This is a genomic window from Owenweeksia hongkongensis DSM 17368 (assembly GCF_000236705.1).
GTDB lineage: Bacteria > Bacteroidota > Bacteroidia > Flavobacteriales > Schleiferiaceae > Owenweeksia > Owenweeksia hongkongensis.
Window position 1 is genome coordinate 95,029 of record NC_016599.1, and the last position, 19,370, is coordinate 114,398.

Here is a 19,370-nt window from a genome sequence, read left to right on the forward strand (position 1 = left end):
CAGAATAGGTTTATGACATCAGGAAGTTAAACTTGCCGATATTTTTCAAGGCGATACCCGTACCACGAACTACAGCTCTAAGCGGATCTTCGGCAACGTAAACAGGTAAATCTGTTTTCATAGAAACACGCTTGTCCAGTCCACGAAGCATAGAACCACCACCGGCCATATATATTCCACTGTTGTAAATATCAGCGGCAAGCTCTGGAGGAGTCATGGAAAGTGCTTCCATAATGGCATCTTCAATACGCATGATGGATTTGTCCAATGCCTTTGCAATTTCCTTGTAGGTTACCATAATTTGCTTTGGCTTCCCGGTAAGGAGGTCACGGCCTTGAACAGCCATATCTTCCGGTCCGTTTTCCAAATCATCAAGGGCAGAACCAATTTGAATTTTGATTTCTTCGGCAGTACGCTCACCAACATAAAGGTTATGCTGGGTGCGCATATAGTAGCTGATGTCATTAGTAAAAACGTCACCAGCTACTTTTATAGATTTATCGGCAACGATACCACCCAAAGCCAAAACGGCAATTTCGGTAGTACCACCACCTATATCAATTATCATGTTTCCCTTTGGCTCTTGCACATCTACACCAGTACCAATAGCCGCAGCCATAGGTTCGTGAATAAGATATACTTCACGGGCACCAGCATGCTGAGCTGAATCTCTTACAGCTCGTTTTTCCACTTCGGTAATACCGGAAGGAATACAAATTACCATGCGAAGGGCAGGGGGGATTAATCTCTTTTTTAAGGAAGGAATGCTTTTTATCATTTCCCTGATCATGGCTTCTGAAGCTTCAAAATCGGCAATCACACCATCTTTCAATGGGCGAATGGTTTTGATGTTTTCATGTGTTTTTCCATGCATCTGACGGGCCTGCTGACCTACAGCAATAATTTTTCCGGTAGTGCGGTCACGTGCCACAATACTCGGAGCATCCACTACCACTTTGTCATTGTGAATAATCAGCGTGTTGGCTGTTCCCAAGTCAATGGCAATGTCTTCCCTAAATAAATCAAATAATCCCATTGGGCGTTTTTAGTGTTTAAAGTGGCGAGTACCTGTAAATACCATGGACATGCCGTGGTTATCGCAATAATCAATAGATAGCTGATCTTTTACAGAACCCCCTGGTTGTATTACGGCTGTTATTCCGGCATTGTCGGCTATCTCCACACAGTCAGGAAAAGGGAAGAAAGCATCAGATGCCATAACAGCTCCTTGCAGGTCAAATTTAAAATTTTTGGCTTTGGTTATAGCCTGCTTTAGTGCATCTACTCTAGAAGTTTGCCCTGTGCCACTTGCTAAAAGCTGTCCGTTTTTAGCTAACACAATGGTATTGCTCTTAGTATGCTTGCAAATTTTAGACGCAAAAACCAGGTCATTATATTCGTTTTCTGATGGTTGGGCTTTTGTTTTGGCCTCCATCATCTCACGAGTGTCTGTAATGTTATCCTTATCCTGTACCAAGATACCGTTTAAAAGAGAGCGATACTGTTTTTTAGGCATCTCAAAATCTTTTAGTATCAAGATAATTCGATTCTTCTTTTGCTGAAGGATTTCCAGCGCTTCGGCAGTGTAGGAAGGAGCGATAATGATTTCGAAGAAAATTTTGTGAATTTCTTCAGCGGTAGCTTTATCAATTTCAGTATTTGAAATGATTACGCCTCCAAAAGCTGAAACAGAATCACCGGCAAGGGCATCAGTCCAGGCATCAAGCACATTGCTGCGGCTAGCAATACCACAAGCATTATTGTGCTTCATTACAGCTACAGTAGTGTCGTCAAATTCTTTTATCAAACTTACTGCTGCATCAGCGTCAAGCAGGTTGTTGTATGATAAATCCTTTCCGTGAAGTTTTTCAAATACCTCATTCATGTTACCATAAAAAGCACCTTCCTGATGAGGGTTTTCGCCATAGCGAAGTGGATTTTTGGTACCTAGAGTAAGCGTGTTTGAATCTTCATCATTACCCATAAGGTAGCCATGAATAGCGGTGTCATAATGTGATGAAACTCCAAAAGCAGCTGTTGCAAAACGCTTGCGGTCTTCTAAAGTAGGCTCACCTTTTTCAAATACCTCAATCGCATCAGCGTACAGGTCACGTGAAGGAACAATAAGGGTATGCTTATAATTTTTAGCGGCAGCGCGTAGAAGCGAAATACCACCGATGTCAATCTTTTCGATAATATCTTCATGAGAAGCCCCGCTCTTTACGGTTTCTTCAAATGGATAAAGGTCAACAACGATTACATCAATATTTGGAATTTCATATTGACTCATTTCCTCACGGTCAGATTCTAAATCTCTACGGCCAAGGATTCCTCCAAAAACTTTTGGGTGAAGAGTTTTTACACGACCTCCCAAAATAGATGGGTAGCTGGTAAGGTCTTCCACGGCTTGCACAGGGTGGCCCAAGTCTTCAATAAACTTGCGTGTTCCACCAGTTGAAAGTAGAGTATAACCTCTCTTTACCAATGAGTTAACTAATTCTTCTAAACCGTCCTTATAAAATACTGAAATAAGGGCTGTTGGATTATTTGATGTATGTGACATGAAAAAAAATTGAAGCCGCGAATTTAGCCAAAATCAGCGCGGAATCCCTATCCTTCGGCCTGCTTTTTCAACTATATTTACACTTTCTGTTTAAATATGATATTTTTTAGAATCCTTAAGGAGAGTTTCAATTTTGCAATCCATGCCCTTACGGTAAATAAACTACGGACAATACTCAGTTTGCTGGGCGTCACCATTGGTATTTTTACCATCATTTCAGTGTTCACCATTGTTGATTCTTTGGAGCGAAGCATCCGTAGCAGTGTTTCTGAGCTTGGTAGCAATGTGGTATATATCCAAAAAATGCCCTGGGGCGGTGGCGGTGGTGAATACAAGTGGTGGCAATACTTTCAGCGACCTGAGCCTTCCTATTCTGATTTTGAAAAGCTAGAAAATAGAACCACTACCACCAAAGCTTTGTGCTATGCGTTTGCCATGAACAAGACTTTGAAGAACGGCCTTAATAGTATTGAAAACGCAACCGTACTGCCAACTACACACGACTACTATGAAATTTGGAATTATGATTTAGGTGAGGGTAGATATTTTAGTCCTCAAGAGTCTAAGTCTGGAGCGCCTGTTGCTGTAATAGGTTCAGCCCTTGCGGAAGGGCTATTTGGTTCACAAAACCCTATTGGGAAGGATGTGAAAATGATGGGACGTAAGATGCGGGTAATTGGTGTTTTTGAAAAACAAGGTCAAAGTTTGGTGGGGCAGAATATTGACGAATTTATGGTAGTTCCGATGAATTTTGCACGTGCCATTATGAATGTGGAAGACCAGAATGGTGCTTTCATTATGGCTATGACCAAAGACAATGTGGAGCTAGTTGCTATGAAAGATGAACTCCGCGGGCTTATGCGCTCCATCAGAAAGCTGAAACCAAAAGCTGATGATAATTTTGCACTGAATGAAATGTCATTGATTTCCGGAGGTTTGGATGTTTTATTCGGAATAGTAGGCGCAGCGGGTGCTGTAATTGGCGGTTTCAGTATTTTGGTAGGAGGTTTTGGTATTGCCAATATTATGTTTGTAAGTGTACGCGAGCGTACCAATCAAATTGGAATACAAAAAAGCCTTGGAGCTAAAAACTACTTTATTCTCCTTCAGTTTTTACTAGAATCTATTGTGCTATGCCTTATTGGTGGAAGTCTTGGTATTCTGATAGTTTATCTACTCCTTTTAATTTTTGGGCCGTCTATTGATTTCGATATTATGCTTTCGCCAAAAAATGTGATTCAAGGATTGTCGATTTCCGCAGTTATTGGAGTAATATCCGGCTTTATTCCGGCTTATATTGCTTCAAGGTTAGATCCTGTGGAAGCCATACGGAGTGGGGGGTAGATTGGTTTGAAGGTTATAAGGTTAAATGTTATAAAGGTGCAGCACGGCTTTGAGTGAAAAACAAAATGTGCAATTTCATCAGCGCTCCTATTTTTAACCACTGAGGATGCAGAGTTTCATAGAGTGAGCGTTAAAGCTTTTAGTTTATTTGCGACTTCGCGGCTTTGCGTGAAAACTAAACAGAGTTAGAGCGTTCCTGCGCTACAAAGCTCGGTAAGTGCATTTCATTACCAATAGTGTTTCCTATTTCGCGACATACTTCTTCCAAAAACATACGGTCAACATCTGTAAAGGCACTAAGTGTATTGCTGTCAATATCCAGTTGCGCCACCAAAACTTCTTTGTCATATATAGGAACCACGATTTCTGCTTGTACGCCAAGGCTGCAGGCTATGTAATTACTTTCCTCTTGAACGTTGTCCGCTACATACGTTTCACCAGAAACGGCTACTTGTCCACAAATGCCTTTACCGAAAGGTATAATGGTGTGCTCGGTAGTAGTACCTATGTATGGTCCAAGATGTAGCATCTGTGTTTCATGATTCATAAAGTAAAACCCTACCCAAATACATTTTGGGTAATTTGAATTCACCATGCTTACTATTTGCGTAAGCTTACTTTCTGTGTTGGCGTCAGAATTTAAAATTTGCCTTATGGCGGCCAGTGATTCCTCGTGTTGCTTCATGGTAGGATTTCCAAAAATTTAGGCACAAAAATAATCAGTCCGATAATGCCGGCAGCAACGGATGAAATTAAAACTGCCCCTGCTGCAATATCTTTTACTTTTCCCGCAGACTCAAGGTAGCTAGGGGAGGCAATATCTGTAAGTTGCTCCAAAGCAGAGTTAATAGCTTCAAAACTTAGCACCAGAGCTACGCAAAAAATAACAGCTATCCACTCTATTGAATTAAGGTTAAATGAAAAACCTAGTATAACTGCCAGTATTCCAGCAATAGCGTGGAATTTGGGGTGGTCTTCGTCTCTGAAAAAAGCTTTTAAACCCTTAAGAGCGTAGCCAAAAGCGCTTTTTCGTTTTTTTAAATAGTTCATGCGATTAGCTAATAATTTTACGAAAGTACCTAACCCTTGTCCTAAATTGTTCGTTAAGCTCGTATATACCTTTAACTAACTGATGTTCATAAGTAGAGTATTTGACGATTTTGGACACGGATATAATATATATATTGCGCAAATTAATAGAATTACCTAAACTAACTTAATATGAAAAAAGGCTCTATCCTATTTAGCTTTTTACTCGTCCTATTACTGGGGTGGTCCCAGGTGCATGCACAATCAACAATTGATATTACGTTTCCTAATAATACCACGTCCAACCCGGTAAGCGTTTGTCAGTGTGATACTATAGGAACTTCTTTGGATTTGGTTTCGGGTGTTCCTAAAAGTCAGCCGCTTAAATATTTTATAGGTAACGCTCCGTTTAACCCGAGTTCTGACTTTTATTATGAAGTCATTTACAATTACACTGGCTTACCATCAGCACCAGACGATTCTTTGGAGCTGTATGAATTAACACCTGCGGCCCCAAACCAAAGCAACCCGGTAGATACATTTGGTATTGGAGCAAAATGGGCTCACTTGGTAATACCTTGTAACGCCCCGGTAGGAGTAGCCGCTTTGCGTATTGTGAACTCTACAGTGGGAGCTCCTCCTAGTGACACTGTATATTTCAATATTAACCAAATGCCAAACAAGCCAGAAATAGATTCTATTGCTGGTGGTTTCCCTAATATTTATCCTCCACAGGGTGAAAATTGGGCGTTTTGTGCTAAGGATTCCGTAACGCTTTATGCTAAAGTTCAAACAGGAGGTCCTAATATTACTTGGTTGCTTAATGGGCAACCTTATATTAACAGCAATACAGGCTTTCCATATACTGATGACAGTTTAGTAGTAAAGGTAGCTGGTAACTATGCTATTAGAATGGACTTTGGATTTTGTGAAAGAGATTCTAAGGATACCACCATTGTGATTTCAAAACCACAAACTAATATTACTTTTTCTCCAACCTCGCCTGGTCGACAAATTGACAACCCAAGAACATTATTTAACAACCCAATTGATTCAATTCAATTTTGTGAAAACGAGACAGCTGTAATTCGTGGCCCCGCACCCGCAGCGTCTTTAGGTCTTACTTACAAATATTCTTGGCTCACCGATTCGATCACTTCGTTTGGTGATACTGTTTTTTATCAATTGAATGCTGGGGACACTCTCCAAACTCAAAACATTGATACTACTGGAAGGTATTATTTAGTAGTGTATGATGGTTTTTGTACAGATACGTCTGCTCCATATTTCGCTTATGAAGACACTATTCCTGATCCATTGATTAATTATCAAACTTGGACGAATGGGCTTCTTGATCCGCACATTCAGTCTCTTGAGATATGTATGACAGATTCTGTATTGCTTTCGGTTCCAGATCTTCCCCTAATACCAAATGCACAAACAGGCGATACCTTGCTTGATTTCCAATGGCAACGACTGAATACCTCTAATTCACCTCCAGTTTGGACAGATATAAATAAGACAAACTATGATCGTTTTGGAGATAGATGGACACTCAAGGTTGATACCGCGATGAAGCCAATACGTGCTTTGAGTTTCTTTAGACTAAGAATTACAACTCTTAGTCCATTTACTAAATCAGCTATTTGTGACTATTATACAGATAGTGTAATAGTGAGGTGGAAGCCAGTTGATAGCTTGCTGCATCAGCCAGACCCATGGGTATTTCCTGTAGGGAAAGAGCAAATCAATTTCTGTGCAAGAGATTCCGCAACATTAATAGCTTCATTGGTGCCAAATATTATGTCGAACAACGGCTATAGCTATTCATACCAATGGATGAGAGACTCACTTGATACAGCACTAAATGTGATGGTAAAAGTGCCAATCATTGGAGAAACTGCCAGGACACTGGTAGTTAATGAGAGCGGTAAGTATTATGTATATATCGATGATGGTATTTGTGGTGACACAGTAAGACCTTACACGGTATTTGTAGACTCTATACCTACAACCACAATTGTTAATGTCCCTACTACATCTGACAGAAACCTTTGCTTAACAGATTCAGTGGTGGTGTCGGCAACAGACTCGGTCTTTGGTTTGTCCGGTCGATGGAAGTATCAATGGGTTACAGATTTTGGTTCGGGTTGGGCTCCATTGATGAATGATACCTTGCCTCACTTGGTAATTGATACAGCTTATCGTCCATCAGGTGTTGATACAGTTTGGTTTAGTTTGCTTACTTATTATGAAAATCAATTTGGCCTAGAAATATGCCCGGATACTACGGCAAGATTTAGCGTTCACTTCTTTGATCCTCCCACCATTAATTTTTTCCCGAGTGACTCTATCGGTGTGTGTCCGGGAGACTCCGTTCTTGTTATTGCTCAAGGAAATTCATTTAGGTATGTATGGAGTGATGGAGCTGTTACTGCTGATAATTGGCTAAGTGGAGCAGGAACATATACTGTAACTGGCACAGGTATTAACAACTGTACTTCTACAAGAGAAATTAAAATATATGACTTAGTGACCGTGGCAAATGCTGGGCCGGATGTTACTATTTTCTCAGGCGGGACAGCTCAGCTTGCTGCAACAGGTGGTATAGATTACCAATGGGGCGCCAGCAAGCCAATCGCTTGGGGTAATATTCTTTCTGCAAATACCTCAGTAAGTTATACTTTACCTGAAGGTGTGAAAGAAGACACAATTCAAGTTTATGTAAAAGTATCAAGTAGCAATGGCTGTTTCGCTTACGATACTCTTAATTTGTTTGTGATAAGCGATGAAAGTGCTGGAACTGCACTTATTGATCAAGCCTGGAATGTATTTACGCCTGACGGAAACGGAAAATCTGATGTATGGGATATTTCTGGAATAACCGAGGATTACACTGGATGTAGAATAGATATAATGAATCGTTGGGGTTCTGTTATTTTTGTTGATGAAAGCTTTAATGGAGTGTGGGATGGAACAAATAATGGTGGAAATCCGATGCCGGATGGCACCTATTATTACATTCTTAGTTGTGATGGAGAGATAGTCCTCAAGAATGCTGTAACCATAATCCGTAACCAATAATAACTGCGCTATGAAAATTAACAAGATGAGATTAACCCTTGCTGTGTTTCTAATTACGCTTCTTTCATCGCAAGCGCAGCAAATACCGCTTTATAGTAATTATTTTTTCACCCCCTTTATGTACAATCCGGCTCGTTCTGGAACTGAGGGATACACTGAGTTGAGCGTACTTCACCGTAGACAATGGTCGGGTATTCAGGGAGCACCAGAAACTTCGGCACTTGCAATAAATGGGTCGCTTAACGAAGAAAAAGTGGGCTGGAGTGGTTACGCCTTTAATGATCAAACAGACATCATTAGACGAATTGGTGTGTATGGAAACTATGCCTATCACATTCGTATGTCAGAGAGTGCAACTTTGTCCCTTGGACTGGGAGCTGGCTATTTGGCAAATAATATTGACCTATCAGCAATTCGTGCTCAAGATCAAGGCGATGTATATACCGTGATAAATGGTGATCGTGGAACGTTCGATTTGAATTTTGGTTTCAATCTTAAAATCGCAGATTTTCAATTAGGAGCCTCGGTACCACAATTGATAGGTCAGCCAATCAAGTATTTAGGAGATGTGGCGAGTGATGATGTTACATACACATTGCTGCGTCACTATGTTATTAATGCTCAGTATGACTTCAAATTTTCAGGAGACAAAAATATACTTTCACCAATGGTGATGTTGCGTGCTGCGGATGATAATGTGCCAATTCAGATAGATGCCGGACTTATGTATAATATGACAAAGTATGGTTATGTAGGAGCCATGTTTCGATCTGATTATGCAGTTACAGCTAATATTGGCTTGAACCTTACTGAGCAACTTACAGTAGGTTATGCCTATGATTTTTCTCTGAATGATTACGGTCCCGACTTGGGCACTTCTCATGAGTTTATGCTTACCTATCGTTTTGGTAGCAACAAGCGTAACGAGCGTTTGGAAAACGAAATCAAGAAATTGAAGCAAAATCAGCGTAAGCAGAAAGAAGAGACAGAGGAAATTGTAGATGAGAAGCTTGAAGAGTTTAAAGATGAGTACAAGCGCGAACTCGAAACTGAAATGAAGCAAGCTGCTGGTGAGGCCGCAGAAAAAGCTGCTGCTGAAGCTGCAAAAAGTGGCACATCTACAAGTGGTAATAATGACAACAGGAATGCCCAAAGCAATGCTGGCAACAACAATGCCCAAGGTAATGCCGGAAATAATAATCAACAAGGCAATGCAGGAAATAATGGTGAAGCTGGAAACAATGGGGGCTATAATCCCGCAAATACGGCCAGCAACGTAGCTCCAGGGTCTAGTGGATATTATGTTGTGGCAGGAGTATTTAGCAACAAGGCTAATGCAGACAGGCTACAGCGTAAATTGGAAAATGAAGGGAAGGATGCTCGTTCATTCCAAGATCCAGGAAACTCTTATTACTATGTGTATCTGCTTAAATTTGATACTTATCAAGATGCGGAAAATGCCAAAAATGGCAATATGAACGGAAGTTACAATGGTGATCTTTGGATTAAGATTATCAAGTAATTTCATTTCATAAAATTTAAAAATCCTCTTTAGGTGATAACACTTAAAGAGGATTTTTTGATTTTATCTATTCAAAATGTACTGCTGAAGAGTTTAGTTGTTGAGAATTTTTTTTGAGTCTCTTTTTTCTAAGTACGCTTCCTGTAGATGAGGTTCTGGAATTAATACTGAAGGAGATGAGTGGATGCTTCCTAGCACTACACTTGATGATGAAACTTCGCTGATTACATCATTTACATCATAAGCTCTAAAGTCAATAATAAAGTTAGCACCTACCAATTTTTTAGGGAGCTCAATAGCAATAGCTTGTGCGCTTGAGGGATTGGTGGCTTTTACTTTAAAATAATCAGCAGCACCTCTTACTTGAATGAAACAGCCACCATACTCGTGATTGTCAGCACCAGGTTCAAATGCAAACTTTAATTTCACTATTCCACCTTCTTGGCTGAATTGCAAACCTTTTCCATTTTTGATTTTTGGATTCTGAGTGCTCATGGATGTAGGGGTAGGCAGTTCTCCTTGATGACGTATTGCACCACTTATTACCAGAGCCGCACTCATTGCATCTGGGTCAGAAGCATCAACGGTTTGAGAAAGTGGTTGTTGAATAACTTCATTTTTATCTTCCTTGTTGCAAGAAGATATGGCAACAGCTAGTAGAGTTGCCAACATTGGAATCTTTACATAAGTTTTCATAATAATTGGGTTTTGAGTTAAAATGTGATTATTAAAATCTTTACTCAAAATTGCAGCTTATGCGTAGCGTGTGTAAGAGGAGATTCCCTGAATGATTTAAGAAAAAACGTCTGATATCCAGAGGGTTTTTCCTTAAAGAGAGGAACTTGAGTCTAAAATAAATGGATGTATTTAAGAAAGAGGAGATTACTCAAGTATATTCTTGGCTTGCAATATGTGCCTTTCTACATGAGCCATATTAAAGCCCAAAGCATCTGCAATGGTAATTTTTACAAATGGTAAAAAGGTAGGAACCTTTACAGCCGTGATGTCTTTGTCGTAGCTCTTTATTATTAGATCTTCCATCTCTTCAATGTCGCTTATAAAATCACTAAAAACGACCTTTTCATTGATTACAATCCCTTTTTTAGCACGTTTTATAGGGTCGGCTTTCGCAAAAGTGGGCATCTTCATAGCGATTACTCCCTCCTCACTTGGCTTCATTGATTTTATGAATTGCTTACCTAGCCATGAGATATGAGTTTCATCAGCATCCATATCAGGAGCTGCTTCCAATGCCTTAGAAATTTCTTTTATATAAAATGCTTGAAAAATATTAATGTGAGCAAATACCTCAATGATACTCCACTTGTCAGGAGCAGGGCGCCTGCGAAGATCTTCACTTTCTAAAAAGTAAAACTCTTTTTGAACATCATTCCTTATTTCACGCGCAGTGTGCCGTAGGTCGCTTAAATACTCAGAACGAATCATGCATTGTTGTTTAGTCCGTGTAAAATTACTTAAGAATCTTGACACACCTAAAATATTTAAAACTTAGTAATAAACGATCTTGTGATTTGTTGTAATTGCAAAGCTTTATAATGATTTTTGTCCGTTCTAAATTGAAAACAATCTTAGCCTGTTTTACTTATACAGGTTTAACATATACAACATCATGAATCCCTTTTTACAAGCATATAACACGGTTTTTGAAACTGCTCCTTTTGAAGAAATAAAGGAAGAACACTTTTTACCCGCCCTTAAAGAGGCCATATCTCAGGGAAAGAAAGAAGTGGAAGATATTAGCACAAATCAGGCTGAGCCAACTTTTGAAAATACTATTGAAGCACTGGAAGCAAGTGGTGAAATGGTATCCCGCGTGGCAGAGGTTTTTTATAACCTCAATAGTGCTGAAACTAATGATGAAATTCAGAAAATAGCACGTGACTTTTCGCCTCAGCTTACCGAGTATGGTAATGATATAATGCTAAATGCAGCTCTTTTTGAAAGGGTAAAAGCTGTGTATGAAGCCGATCAGTCAGCTTTGAATGAAGAGCAAAAAATGCTTCTTCAGAAAACATATCGCGGCTTTATGCGCAATGGTGCCAATCTTAGCGATGAAGACAAAGACAAGCTTCGGGCTATTGACAATGAACTATCTGGCCTTTCTTTGCACTTTGGTGAAAATGTGTTGGCCGAAACCAATGACTTTGAATTGGTGATAGACAATGAAGCAGACCTTGAAGGATTGCCGGAAGGCATAATAGAAGCCGCTGCTGAAACAGCTGCTGAAAAAGGCAAGGAAGGAAAGTGGGTTTTCACCCTTCAATATCCAAGCTACATTCCTTTTGTTACCTATTCGCAAAAGCGTGAGCTGCGTGAAAAAATGACTAAGGCTTTTGGTAGCCGCGCCAACAAAGTCAATGATTATAACAACACAGAAATTTTAAAACGGATTGCAACGCTTCGCTACCAGCGTGCTCAGCTTTTAGGTTTTGAAAATCATGCTGAGTATACTTTGCAAGAGCGCATGGCTGAGCATCCGGATAAGGTGAAAAGCTTTTTGAGCGATATCTTAGAAGCCGGGAAACCTGCAGGAATAAGGGAGGTAGAGGAGCTTACGGCTTATGCCAGAAAGAATGGAGGACCATCAGAAATCAAAAAGTGGGATTTTTCCTTTTACAGTGAAAAGCTGAAGCAAGAAAAGTTTCAGATTGATGATGATATGCTGAAACCATATTTCAAGTTGGAGGATGTGATTGATGGCTCATTTAAAGTTGCTGAGCTTCTTTATGGAATTACTTTTCATGAGCGCAAAGACATTCAGAAATATCATAAAGATGTAATCACCTATGAGGTGAAAGATGCTCAGGATAATCACCTTGCCGTGTTTTATGCTGACTTTTTTCCACGAGAAGGAAAACGCAATGGTGCATGGATGACGAGCTATCGTAGCCAAAAGAATGTGGCGGGTGTGGATATTCGCCCGCACATTAGCATAGTTTGCAACTTTACCAAGCCTACTAAAACAAAACCTTCGCTACTTACTTTTCAGGAGGTAACTACTTTGTTTCACGAGTTTGGTCACGCCCTTCACGGAATTATGGCCAGTGGAACTTATGCAAGTTTGAGTGGTACCAATGTATTCTGGGATTTTGTGGAGCTTCCTTCACAAGTAATGGAAAACTGGTGTTATGAAAAAGAATGTCTGGACCTGTTTGCCCGCCACTATGAAACTGGAGAGAAAATACCAGCAGAGATGGTGGAACGCCTCAAGGCCAGTGCAAGTTTTATGGAAGGTTACGCAACCGTTCGTCAAGTAGGTTTGGCCACTCTGGATATGGCCTGGCATGCTACCAACCCGGAAAATGTGAAGGATGTGAATGCTTATGAAAATGAAGTGTTGAAAGACACGGAATTATTGCCTAGAGTAGAAGGAAGTAACACATCTACAGCGTTTAGCCATATTTTTCAGGGTGGATATTCAGCAGGATATTACAGCTATAAATGGGCAGAAGTGCTTGATGCGGATGCTTTTGAGTACTTTTTAGAAGAAGGTATTTTTAACGAAAATGTGGCTACGCGATTTAAAAAGTTGATTTCAGCGGGAGGAACTGTACACCCTGCAAAATTATATCGCGAGTTTAGAGGTAGAGATGCTGACCCAAAAGCTTTGCTAAGAAGAGCAGGTCTTTTATCCGAGAATGCTGAGGCTTAGTTTTTAATTTATAGCCGTCTAATTTCTTTTCTAGTGATGGAAAGAAATCTTCCATCAAATTTGAATTACTTTGAAGTCTGAATTACACGCATGATAAGACCTAAGAAACATCTCGGCCAGCATTTTTTGAAAAATGAAGCTATAGCTGCTGATATTGCAAATTCGCTTGTAGAGGGGGATTACAATACTGTGGTAGAAATTGGTCCGGGGATGGGGGTGCTTACCCAGTTTTTGGTAAAAGGTGACAAGGATTTATATGTGGTGGAGCTGGATGATGAATCTGTGGAATACCTCAAAGGGCATTTTAATATGCGCTATGACCACATCATCGAAGGTGATTTTTTGAAGCTTAAACTCGATAAGGTTTTTGATGGAAACATCGCTGTGATTGGTAATTTCCCGTATAATATTTCCAGTCAGATAGTTTTTAAGATTATAGAAAACAGGCACATGATACCGCAAATGGCGGGCATGTTTCAAAAGGAAGTGGCTGAGCGAATTGCTGCCGGGCCAGGCAGTAAAACGTACGGTATCATTAGTGTGCTTACTGCTGCTTATTACGATACAGAGTATCTTTTTACTGTAGAAAAGGAGGAGTTTAATCCTCCGCCCAAAGTGCAAAGTGGAGTAATCCGCTTGGTGCGAAAAGAAGGCTATACTTTGCCTTGCGATGAGTCGCTGTTTAAAACTGTAGTGAAAACGGCTTTCAATCAAAGACGAAAGACTTTGAGAAATGCCTTGAAACAATTGAATTTGCCAGAAGAGCTTCAACAAAGTGAACTAATGGCAAAGCGTGCTGAACAATTACATCTGGAAGACTTTATTTACATAACTAAGACTTTGCAGCAGCCATGAAATTTGAGGTAACATCAGAATATATAAACCAACTTGAGGAAGATGTAATTGCGGGAAACGCTGAATTGCACCTTGAGGAACTTAATGATACACACGCTGCCGATATTGCGGAGGTGGTGGACCAGATGTCTCTTGAGGCGGGTAAACTTCTACTTCATGACTTGGAAGATGAAAAGGCTGCAGATGTACTGATAGAGCTGGATGAAGATTTACGTGCAAAAATTCTTGAAGATTATTCTGGTCTTGAAATCGCCACGGAGCTTGTTGATAATCTGGATTCTGATGATGCGGCTGACCTTATCAATGAACTTTCTGAAGAAAGACAGCGTGAGGTATTAAATAGTATTGAAGACCCTATCCAGGCAAAAGGTTTGGCTGACCTACTTATTTATCCAGAAAATACTGCTGGAGCTTTGATGGGTACTGAGCTTGTAAAGGTAAATCACAATTGGAGGGTGCTGCAATGCGTAAAGGAAATGCGCAGACAGGCTGAAGATATTGAGCACGTACACAGCGTATATGTGGTAGATGATGCCAATAAATTGCTGGGTACGCTTTCGCTAAAAAAGCTTTTGACTACTTCTACCAAAACACCAATTGGTGAGGTTTTTACAAAAAACGCACAAAGCGTAGAAGCTATGGATGATGCGGAAGATGTAGCTCGAGCGATGGAAAAATATGACCTTATCGTAATGCCCGTGGTAGATTCATTGAATCACCTTATAGGTCGAATTACAATAGATGACGTTGTAGACGTAATTCGTGATGAAGCGAAAGAAGACTACAATTTTGCATCTGGACTTGTAGAGGATGTAGAATCGGATGATTCCGTTTGGACTACTACTCGCGCACGTTTGCCGTGGTTGCTGATTGGCCTCGTAGGAGGTTTAGGAGCGGCCTCTGTTATTGGTCGTTTTGAGCTAGAGCTTTCGCATGTTCCAAAGATGGCCTTTTTCATTCCACTTATAGCTGCAATGGGTGGTAATGTAGGGGTTCAGTCTTCTGCAATTATAGTGCAGGCTTTGGCTAGTAAATCTCCTATGGGGAGTTTACTGAAAAGGTTGTTTAAAGAACTTGGGGTAGGATTGCTCAATGGATTGATTTGTTCTCTTATTATTGTTGGCGCCAGCCTCTTTTTAGGATATGAAACCAAATTGGCTATTACCGTTGCGGTAGCACTTATTTCAGTGGTAGTGGTAGCAGCTCTTATCGGTACTTTTGTACCTTTATTATTGGATAAGTACAAAATAGATCCAGCCTTGGCAACAGGGCCGTTTATAACCACCACCAATGATATATTAGGCTTGTTTATATACTTTACCATAGGTAGTCTTTTGCTTGGAGCTTAGCAAATGTGCCCAAATGGTGTATATTTATTCAACACCAAATTTTCCTAGATGATTAATAAGTTTCTCAACCGCTCGAGACTTGTCCTGCTATTTGTGTTTGCCTTTTCGGGAATTATCCAAGCACAATACAATGAAACTATCCGTACTGGCCGCCCAGGGCAAAGTATCAATCCTTTTACAACTGGAAAGGGAATTTTACAGTTTCAGCAAGGGTATGTTTATGATCAGGAAAAGGCTGATATAGACCCAAACACACTTTCTTTGGACAGAGATGGTATTGCTAAAAACAGCACTTTTGAGAATGTCATCCGATATGGTATTGCTGAAAATATAGAAATTAACGCAGCTGTTGATTACAAATGGGAAAACTGGAGATATTATTCAAATTTACCGGATGAGGACATTCAATCTAACTATTTAAGCACCTTTGATATTGGGGCACGTATGCATTTGGTAGGTCAGAACAAGGGAGTTCCGGATATTGCCGTACAAGCGAGATTAGGTATGGGGCAGTATTTTCAGAATGGTGAATTTGAAGTAAAAGATGTGAAGATAACAGGAGCTTTTGCCTGGCAGCTCACTGAAAGAAATGGGCTTACTGTAAACATTATTCCGATTATAGATATTGCCGGATTTGAATCATCAAAAATTAACTATACCCTTGCTTACAGTTATGCAATTACTGATAAACTCGGGGTTTTTATTGAAAACTACGGAACTATTTTTCTGGAATCAGATGTGAACAATGGATCGTATGAGGACTTTCGCACGTATTTTGACGGGGGTTTTTCGTATTTGATTTCAAATAATGTTCAGCTAGATATTCTCGGAGGTTATGGCTATAACAGGCCTTTGGTAGGAACACCTATTGAAAGTTACTTTGTTTCAGCTGGTATTTCTTGGCGTATTTTAACTGCTAAATAATGGTGTTTATGCGAATAATTTTAATTGGCCTAATAGGGCTTTTTTCGGTGTTGGCTGCAAAGGGTCAGGAGAATGAAACTGTGTTTGATTCCACTCAGTATCGCAGTCGGAGCGCTGTAATTATTTCAAAAGACACCCTTTTCTATTTATATGACAAGATTAATGGAATATCGGCCAGAGAGAGAGCCACACTTGTAAACCAGCGTCTGCAAAACATCATAGCGTCTCCCACATTTGTGGCGGATAGCATCATGGTGGAGGATTTATTGGATTATTCCCGAATCACCTACAAGCGCGAGTTACTGGTAAATATTACCGTGAATGATGCCAAATGGTATGGATCCCCTCCTTCCAAAACAGCTGCTGATTATCATGAAAAACTTGTTTCAAAATGTGGTGAAGTTAATTCACAAAGATCATTAAAGGACTTACTGATACAGATCGGCCTTTCACTTTTGGTGCTTGTTATTGCCATCTTTATAGTAAAATATGTTAACCGTCTTTTTCGCTGGTTGGCTGTAAAACTTCATGATCAAAAAGGTAAAAAGGTAAAAGCTTTTAAAATAAAGGACTACGAGATAATGGACGAAAATCGCTCCTTGTCCATCTTGCAGATTGCCCTAAAGGCAATGCGCATATTGCTCCTCCTTATTGTTCTTTACTTCACCCTTCCCATTATCTTAAAAATATTCCCATGGACGGAGGGCTTAGCGGATAAATTGTTTGGGTTTGTATTGGATCCGGTACGCGCCATTATGCATGCGTTTATTGATTATATCCCTAACCTGTTTACCATTTTGGTAATCGTGGTTATTATGAGGTATATCACCAAGGGAGTAAGTTTTATGGCCAACGAGGTGCAGCAGGGAAAACTTAAGATAAGCGGTTTTTATCCTGACTGGGCTGTGCCAACTTCACGACTCATAAACTTTATTTTATATGTGTTTATGCTGGTACTCGTTTGGCCATACCTACCAGGATCTGATAGTGCTATTTTTCAGGGAGTATCGGTGTTTTTAGGGCTTTTAATTTCAATGGGTTCTACTTCTGCTATCTCTAATATTGTGTCTGGTTTAGTGATTACCTACATGCGTCCTTTTAAGGTGGGCGATAGGGTTCGTATTGGTGAAGTATCTGGTGATATTATGGAGAAAACCCTACTGGTAACTAGGATACGAACCATCAAAAATGAAATTATCACTGTACCCAATAGCAACATACTTACGGGCAGTACTATCAATTATAGTGTATCTAGCGAGCAGTCTGCGGGTCTTATTATTCATACGGGTATTACCATTGGCTACGATGTGCCTTGGCGAAAAGTGCATGAAATGCTGATAGAAGCGGCTTCAAAAACACCACATATAGAACAGACCCCAGCACCCTTTGTATTACAAACCAGTCTGGATGATTTTTACGTGGCTTACCAAATAAATGCCTACACAAATGTCCCATCATCTCAGGCCATGATTTATTCGGATTTGCACGCCCTTATTCAAGACATATTTGCCAAGAATGGTGTTGAAATAATGTCGCCTCATTACCGAGCCATGCGCGAAGGGCCGGACACCACTCCTCCGGTAAACGGGAGTATAAAAACGGAAGCCGTAAAGCAGCAAGAAGAGGCTGCAAAAGAACGAGCAGAGGCAGCAAAAACTAATGAGCAGAAGCCAGATGATGGCGCACCTACTGAAAGTGAGTAATCATGAGCTCATTTTATTCTAAACCACGAAAATGAAAGTTTTAATTATTGATACAGTAGACCCCATTCTTACAGATGGTTTGCACGATTTGGGTTTTGAGCTGGAAGAAGATTATAAGTCTTCAAAAGCGGAAATAATGGCCAAGCTTCCTAATTATCAAGGGATGGTTATTCGTAGTCGTTTTCCTGTGGACAAGACCTTTATCGAATGTGGAACCTCGCTGAAGTTTATTGCCAGAGTGGGAGCGGGGATGGAAAATATTGATATTCCTTTAGCGGAAAGCAAAAACATACACCTGATAAAGGCACCCGAAGGAAACCGAGATGCGTTGGGCGAACATGCGATAGGAATGTTGCTCATGCTTTTTAATAATTTGAAAAGAGCTGATGCAGAAGTGCGGAACGGCCAATGGAGACGTGAGGCTAATCGAGGATTGGAGATTCAAGGAAAAACGGTAGGCATTATCGGCTATGGCTATATGGGCTCCGCTTTCGCGGAAAAGCTACAGGGCTTTGGATGCAAAGTATTGGCGTATGATAAGTACAAATCAGGTTTTGGCAACGTGTATGTGGAAGAAACAAGCTTGACCGATTTGCAAAAGCATGCGGACATAGTGAGCCTTCATATTCCACAGTCAGAGGAAACGCTGGGTATGGTGGATTCTGAGTTTATCAATGCTTTTGCAAAACCCTTTTACTTGATAAACACAGCCCGTGGTAAATCGGTAAAAACAGCAGATTTAGTAGATGCCTTAAAAAGCGGAAAAGTACTTGGTGCTTGCCTTGATGTATTAGAATACGAAAAAGCATCCTTTGAAGATATGTTTCTGTCCCCCGCTGGCGGGGGTGCCCGAAGGGTGGGGGTGGACTTGCCGGCCGCCTTCCAATATTTAATTGAAGCTGAAAACGTAATTTTAAGTCCACACATTGCGGGCTGGACAGTAGAGAGTAATGAGAAGATGGCGCAAACTATTGTCGATAAAGTAAAGGCACTAAAACTTATCTAATGGAAATCGAAATACAGCACGAGCAAAAGTCAAATGCCGGAGAGCTTTTTATTGCTGGCCAAGGTGAGGAACGTGTAGGCAAGCTTGATTATATTCTTTTTGGTTCTGGGCGGCTGGTGATTCAACATACAGAAGTTGGGAAAGAGTTGCAAGGCAAAGGAGCGGCTTCAAAATTGGTAGATGCCGCGGCCGAACATGCCCGTAAAAAAGGGATGAAGATTGTGCCCCTATGTCCTTTTGCCAAAAAATATATGACCACAAATCGAGACAAATTCGGTGATGTTCTGGCTTAAAGCGCACCTTTCTTTTCTATAAGTT

The 19,370-nt window shown here is 40.4% G+C and carries 16 protein-coding genes; 10 read left to right on the top strand and 6 right to left on the bottom strand.

What is annotated here, in order from left to right:
• Positions 1–10: 10 nt before the first annotated feature.
• Together OWEHO_RS00450 and purH are read right to left on the bottom strand one after the other, a co-directional pair.
• On the bottom strand, positions 11–1,036 hold the full coding sequence (locus tag OWEHO_RS00450; protein ID WP_014200474.1) for a rod shape-determining protein: 1,026 nt from the start codon (positions 1,034–1,036) through the stop codon (positions 11–13).
• 9 nt (positions 1,037–1,045) lie between these two features.
• Entirely contained in the window at positions 1,046–2,563 is a 1,518-nt protein-coding gene (gene purH, locus OWEHO_RS00455; protein WP_014200475.1) for a bifunctional phosphoribosylaminoimidazolecarboxamide formyltransferase/IMP cyclohydrolase, read from the bottom strand.
• A 96-nt stretch (positions 2,564–2,659) separates the two neighbouring features.
• On the opposite strand from purH, the gene OWEHO_RS00460 reads away from it, so the two are divergent.
• Positions 2,660–3,907, top strand: a complete 1,248-nt coding sequence (locus tag OWEHO_RS00460; protein ID WP_014200476.1) for an ABC transporter permease — start codon at positions 2,660–2,662, stop codon at positions 3,905–3,907.
• Positions 3,908–4,082: 175 nt separating this feature from the next.
• Here OWEHO_RS00460 and OWEHO_RS00465 read toward each other — a convergent pair whose 3' ends face one another.
• Together OWEHO_RS00465 and OWEHO_RS00470 are read right to left on the bottom strand one after the other, a co-directional pair.
• A complete protein-coding gene (locus OWEHO_RS00465) occupies positions 4,083–4,592 on the bottom strand; it encodes a GAF domain-containing protein (protein WP_014200477.1) in 510 nt (169 codons plus the stop codon).
• Positions 4,589–4,957 carry a diacylglycerol kinase family protein gene (locus tag OWEHO_RS00470; RefSeq protein WP_014200478.1) on the bottom strand — a complete coding sequence of 123 codons (369 nt, stop codon included), beginning with the start codon at positions 4,955–4,957 and terminating at the stop codon, positions 4,589–4,591. The genes OWEHO_RS00465 and OWEHO_RS00470 overlap by 4 nt, the downstream gene beginning before the upstream one ends.
• A gap of 171 nt (positions 4,958–5,128) precedes the next feature.
• Between OWEHO_RS00470 and OWEHO_RS00475 the strand changes: the two genes are divergently transcribed.
• The gene (locus tag OWEHO_RS00475; protein WP_014200479.1) at positions 5,129–8,020 is read left to right on the top strand and encodes a gliding motility-associated C-terminal domain-containing protein; all 2,892 of its coding nucleotides are present in this window, start codon (positions 5,129–5,131) and stop codon (positions 8,018–8,020) included.
• A gap of 25 nt (positions 8,021–8,045) precedes the next feature.
• Positions 8,046–9,542, top strand: a complete 1,497-nt coding sequence (locus tag OWEHO_RS00480; RefSeq protein ID WP_014200480.1) for a PorP/SprF family type IX secretion system membrane protein — start codon at positions 8,046–8,048, stop codon at positions 9,540–9,542.
• 93 nt (positions 9,543–9,635) lie between these two features.
• On the opposite strand, the gene OWEHO_RS00485 is transcribed toward OWEHO_RS00480, so the two are convergent.
• Both OWEHO_RS00485 and OWEHO_RS00490 read right to left on the bottom strand, forming a co-directional pair.
• On the bottom strand, positions 9,636–10,238 hold the full coding sequence (locus OWEHO_RS00485) for a hypothetical protein (RefSeq protein ID WP_014200481.1): 603 nt from the start codon (positions 10,236–10,238) through the stop codon (positions 9,636–9,638).
• 186 nt (positions 10,239–10,424) lie between these two features.
• On the bottom strand, positions 10,425–10,988 hold the full coding sequence (locus OWEHO_RS00490; protein ID WP_014200482.1) for a DinB family protein: 564 nt from the start codon (positions 10,986–10,988) through the stop codon (positions 10,425–10,427).
• Between the two features lie 184 nt (positions 10,989–11,172).
• Between OWEHO_RS00490 and OWEHO_RS00495 the strand changes: the two genes are divergently transcribed.
• The 7 genes from OWEHO_RS00495 (at position 11,173) to OWEHO_RS00525 (ending at position 19,345) form a co-directional block, all read left to right on the top strand.
• A complete protein-coding gene (locus tag OWEHO_RS00495) occupies positions 11,173–13,215 on the top strand; it encodes a M3 family metallopeptidase (protein ID WP_014200483.1) in 2,043 nt (680 codons plus the stop codon).
• Between the two features lie 90 nt (positions 13,216–13,305).
• Positions 13,306–14,070 (top strand): 16S rRNA (adenine(1518)-N(6)/adenine(1519)-N(6))-dimethyltransferase RsmA, encoded by a 765-nt coding sequence (gene rsmA / locus OWEHO_RS00500; protein ID WP_014200484.1) that lies wholly within the window; start codon positions 13,306–13,308, stop codon positions 14,068–14,070.
• Positions 14,067–15,419, top strand: a complete 1,353-nt coding sequence (gene mgtE / locus OWEHO_RS00505) for a magnesium transporter (protein WP_014200485.1) — start codon at positions 14,067–14,069, stop codon at positions 15,417–15,419. The genes rsmA and mgtE overlap by 4 nt, the downstream gene beginning before the upstream one ends.
• A 48-nt stretch (positions 15,420–15,467) precedes the next feature.
• Positions 15,468–16,343 (top strand): transporter, encoded by an 876-nt coding sequence (locus tag OWEHO_RS00510; protein WP_014200486.1) that lies wholly within the window; start codon positions 15,468–15,470, stop codon positions 16,341–16,343.
• A gap of 8 nt (positions 16,344–16,351) precedes the next feature.
• A complete protein-coding gene (locus tag OWEHO_RS00515; protein ID WP_014200487.1) occupies positions 16,352–18,046 on the top strand; it encodes a mechanosensitive ion channel family protein in 1,695 nt (564 codons plus the stop codon).
• Positions 18,047–18,077: 31 nt separating this feature from the next.
• Positions 18,078–19,052 (top strand): 2-hydroxyacid dehydrogenase, encoded by a 975-nt coding sequence (locus OWEHO_RS00520; protein WP_014200488.1) that lies wholly within the window; start codon positions 18,078–18,080, stop codon positions 19,050–19,052.
• Entirely contained in the window at positions 19,052–19,345 is a 294-nt protein-coding gene (locus tag OWEHO_RS00525; protein WP_014200489.1) for a GNAT family N-acetyltransferase, read from the top strand. The genes OWEHO_RS00520 and OWEHO_RS00525 overlap by 1 nt, the downstream gene beginning before the upstream one ends.
• Positions 19,346–19,370 lie beyond the last annotated feature (25 nt).

What these genes read in the sequence shown, in the direction of transcription:
- OWEHO_RS00450 (WP_014200474.1), bottom strand. Translation starts at nt 1,036, where the DNA reads ATGGGATTATTTGATTTATTTAGGGAAGACATTGCCATTGACTTGGGA.
- purH (WP_014200475.1), bottom strand. Translation starts at nt 2,563, where the DNA reads ATGTCACATACATCAAATAATCCAACAGCCCTTATTTCAGTATTTTAT.
- OWEHO_RS00460 (WP_014200476.1), top strand. Translation starts at nt 2,660, where the DNA reads ATGATATTTTTTAGAATCCTTAAGGAGAGTTTCAATTTTGCAATCCAT.
- OWEHO_RS00465 (WP_014200477.1), bottom strand. Translation starts at nt 4,592, where the DNA reads ATGAAGCAACACGAGGAATCACTGGCCGCCATAAGGCAAATTTTAAAT.
- OWEHO_RS00470 (WP_014200478.1), bottom strand. Translation starts at nt 4,957, where the DNA reads ATGAACTATTTAAAAAAACGAAAAAGCGCTTTTGGCTACGCTCTTAAG.
- OWEHO_RS00475 (WP_014200479.1), top strand. Translation starts at nt 5,129, where the DNA reads ATGAAAAAAGGCTCTATCCTATTTAGCTTTTTACTCGTCCTATTACTG.
- OWEHO_RS00480 (WP_014200480.1), top strand. Translation starts at nt 8,046, where the DNA reads ATGAGATTAACCCTTGCTGTGTTTCTAATTACGCTTCTTTCATCGCAA.
- OWEHO_RS00485 (WP_014200481.1), bottom strand. Translation starts at nt 10,238, where the DNA reads ATGAAAACTTATGTAAAGATTCCAATGTTGGCAACTCTACTAGCTGTT.
- OWEHO_RS00490 (WP_014200482.1), bottom strand. Translation starts at nt 10,988, where the DNA reads ATGATTCGTTCTGAGTATTTAAGCGACCTACGGCACACTGCGCGTGAA.
- OWEHO_RS00495 (WP_014200483.1), top strand. Translation starts at nt 11,173, where the DNA reads ATGAATCCCTTTTTACAAGCATATAACACGGTTTTTGAAACTGCTCCT.
- rsmA (WP_014200484.1), top strand. Translation starts at nt 13,306, where the DNA reads ATGATAAGACCTAAGAAACATCTCGGCCAGCATTTTTTGAAAAATGAA.
- mgtE (WP_014200485.1), top strand. Translation starts at nt 14,067, where the DNA reads ATGAAATTTGAGGTAACATCAGAATATATAAACCAACTTGAGGAAGAT.
- OWEHO_RS00510 (WP_014200486.1), top strand. Translation starts at nt 15,468, where the DNA reads ATGATTAATAAGTTTCTCAACCGCTCGAGACTTGTCCTGCTATTTGTG.
- OWEHO_RS00515 (WP_014200487.1), top strand. Translation starts at nt 16,352, where the DNA reads ATGCGAATAATTTTAATTGGCCTAATAGGGCTTTTTTCGGTGTTGGCT.
- OWEHO_RS00520 (WP_014200488.1), top strand. Translation starts at nt 18,078, where the DNA reads ATGAAAGTTTTAATTATTGATACAGTAGACCCCATTCTTACAGATGGT.
- OWEHO_RS00525 (WP_014200489.1), top strand. Translation starts at nt 19,052, where the DNA reads ATGGAAATCGAAATACAGCACGAGCAAAAGTCAAATGCCGGAGAGCTT.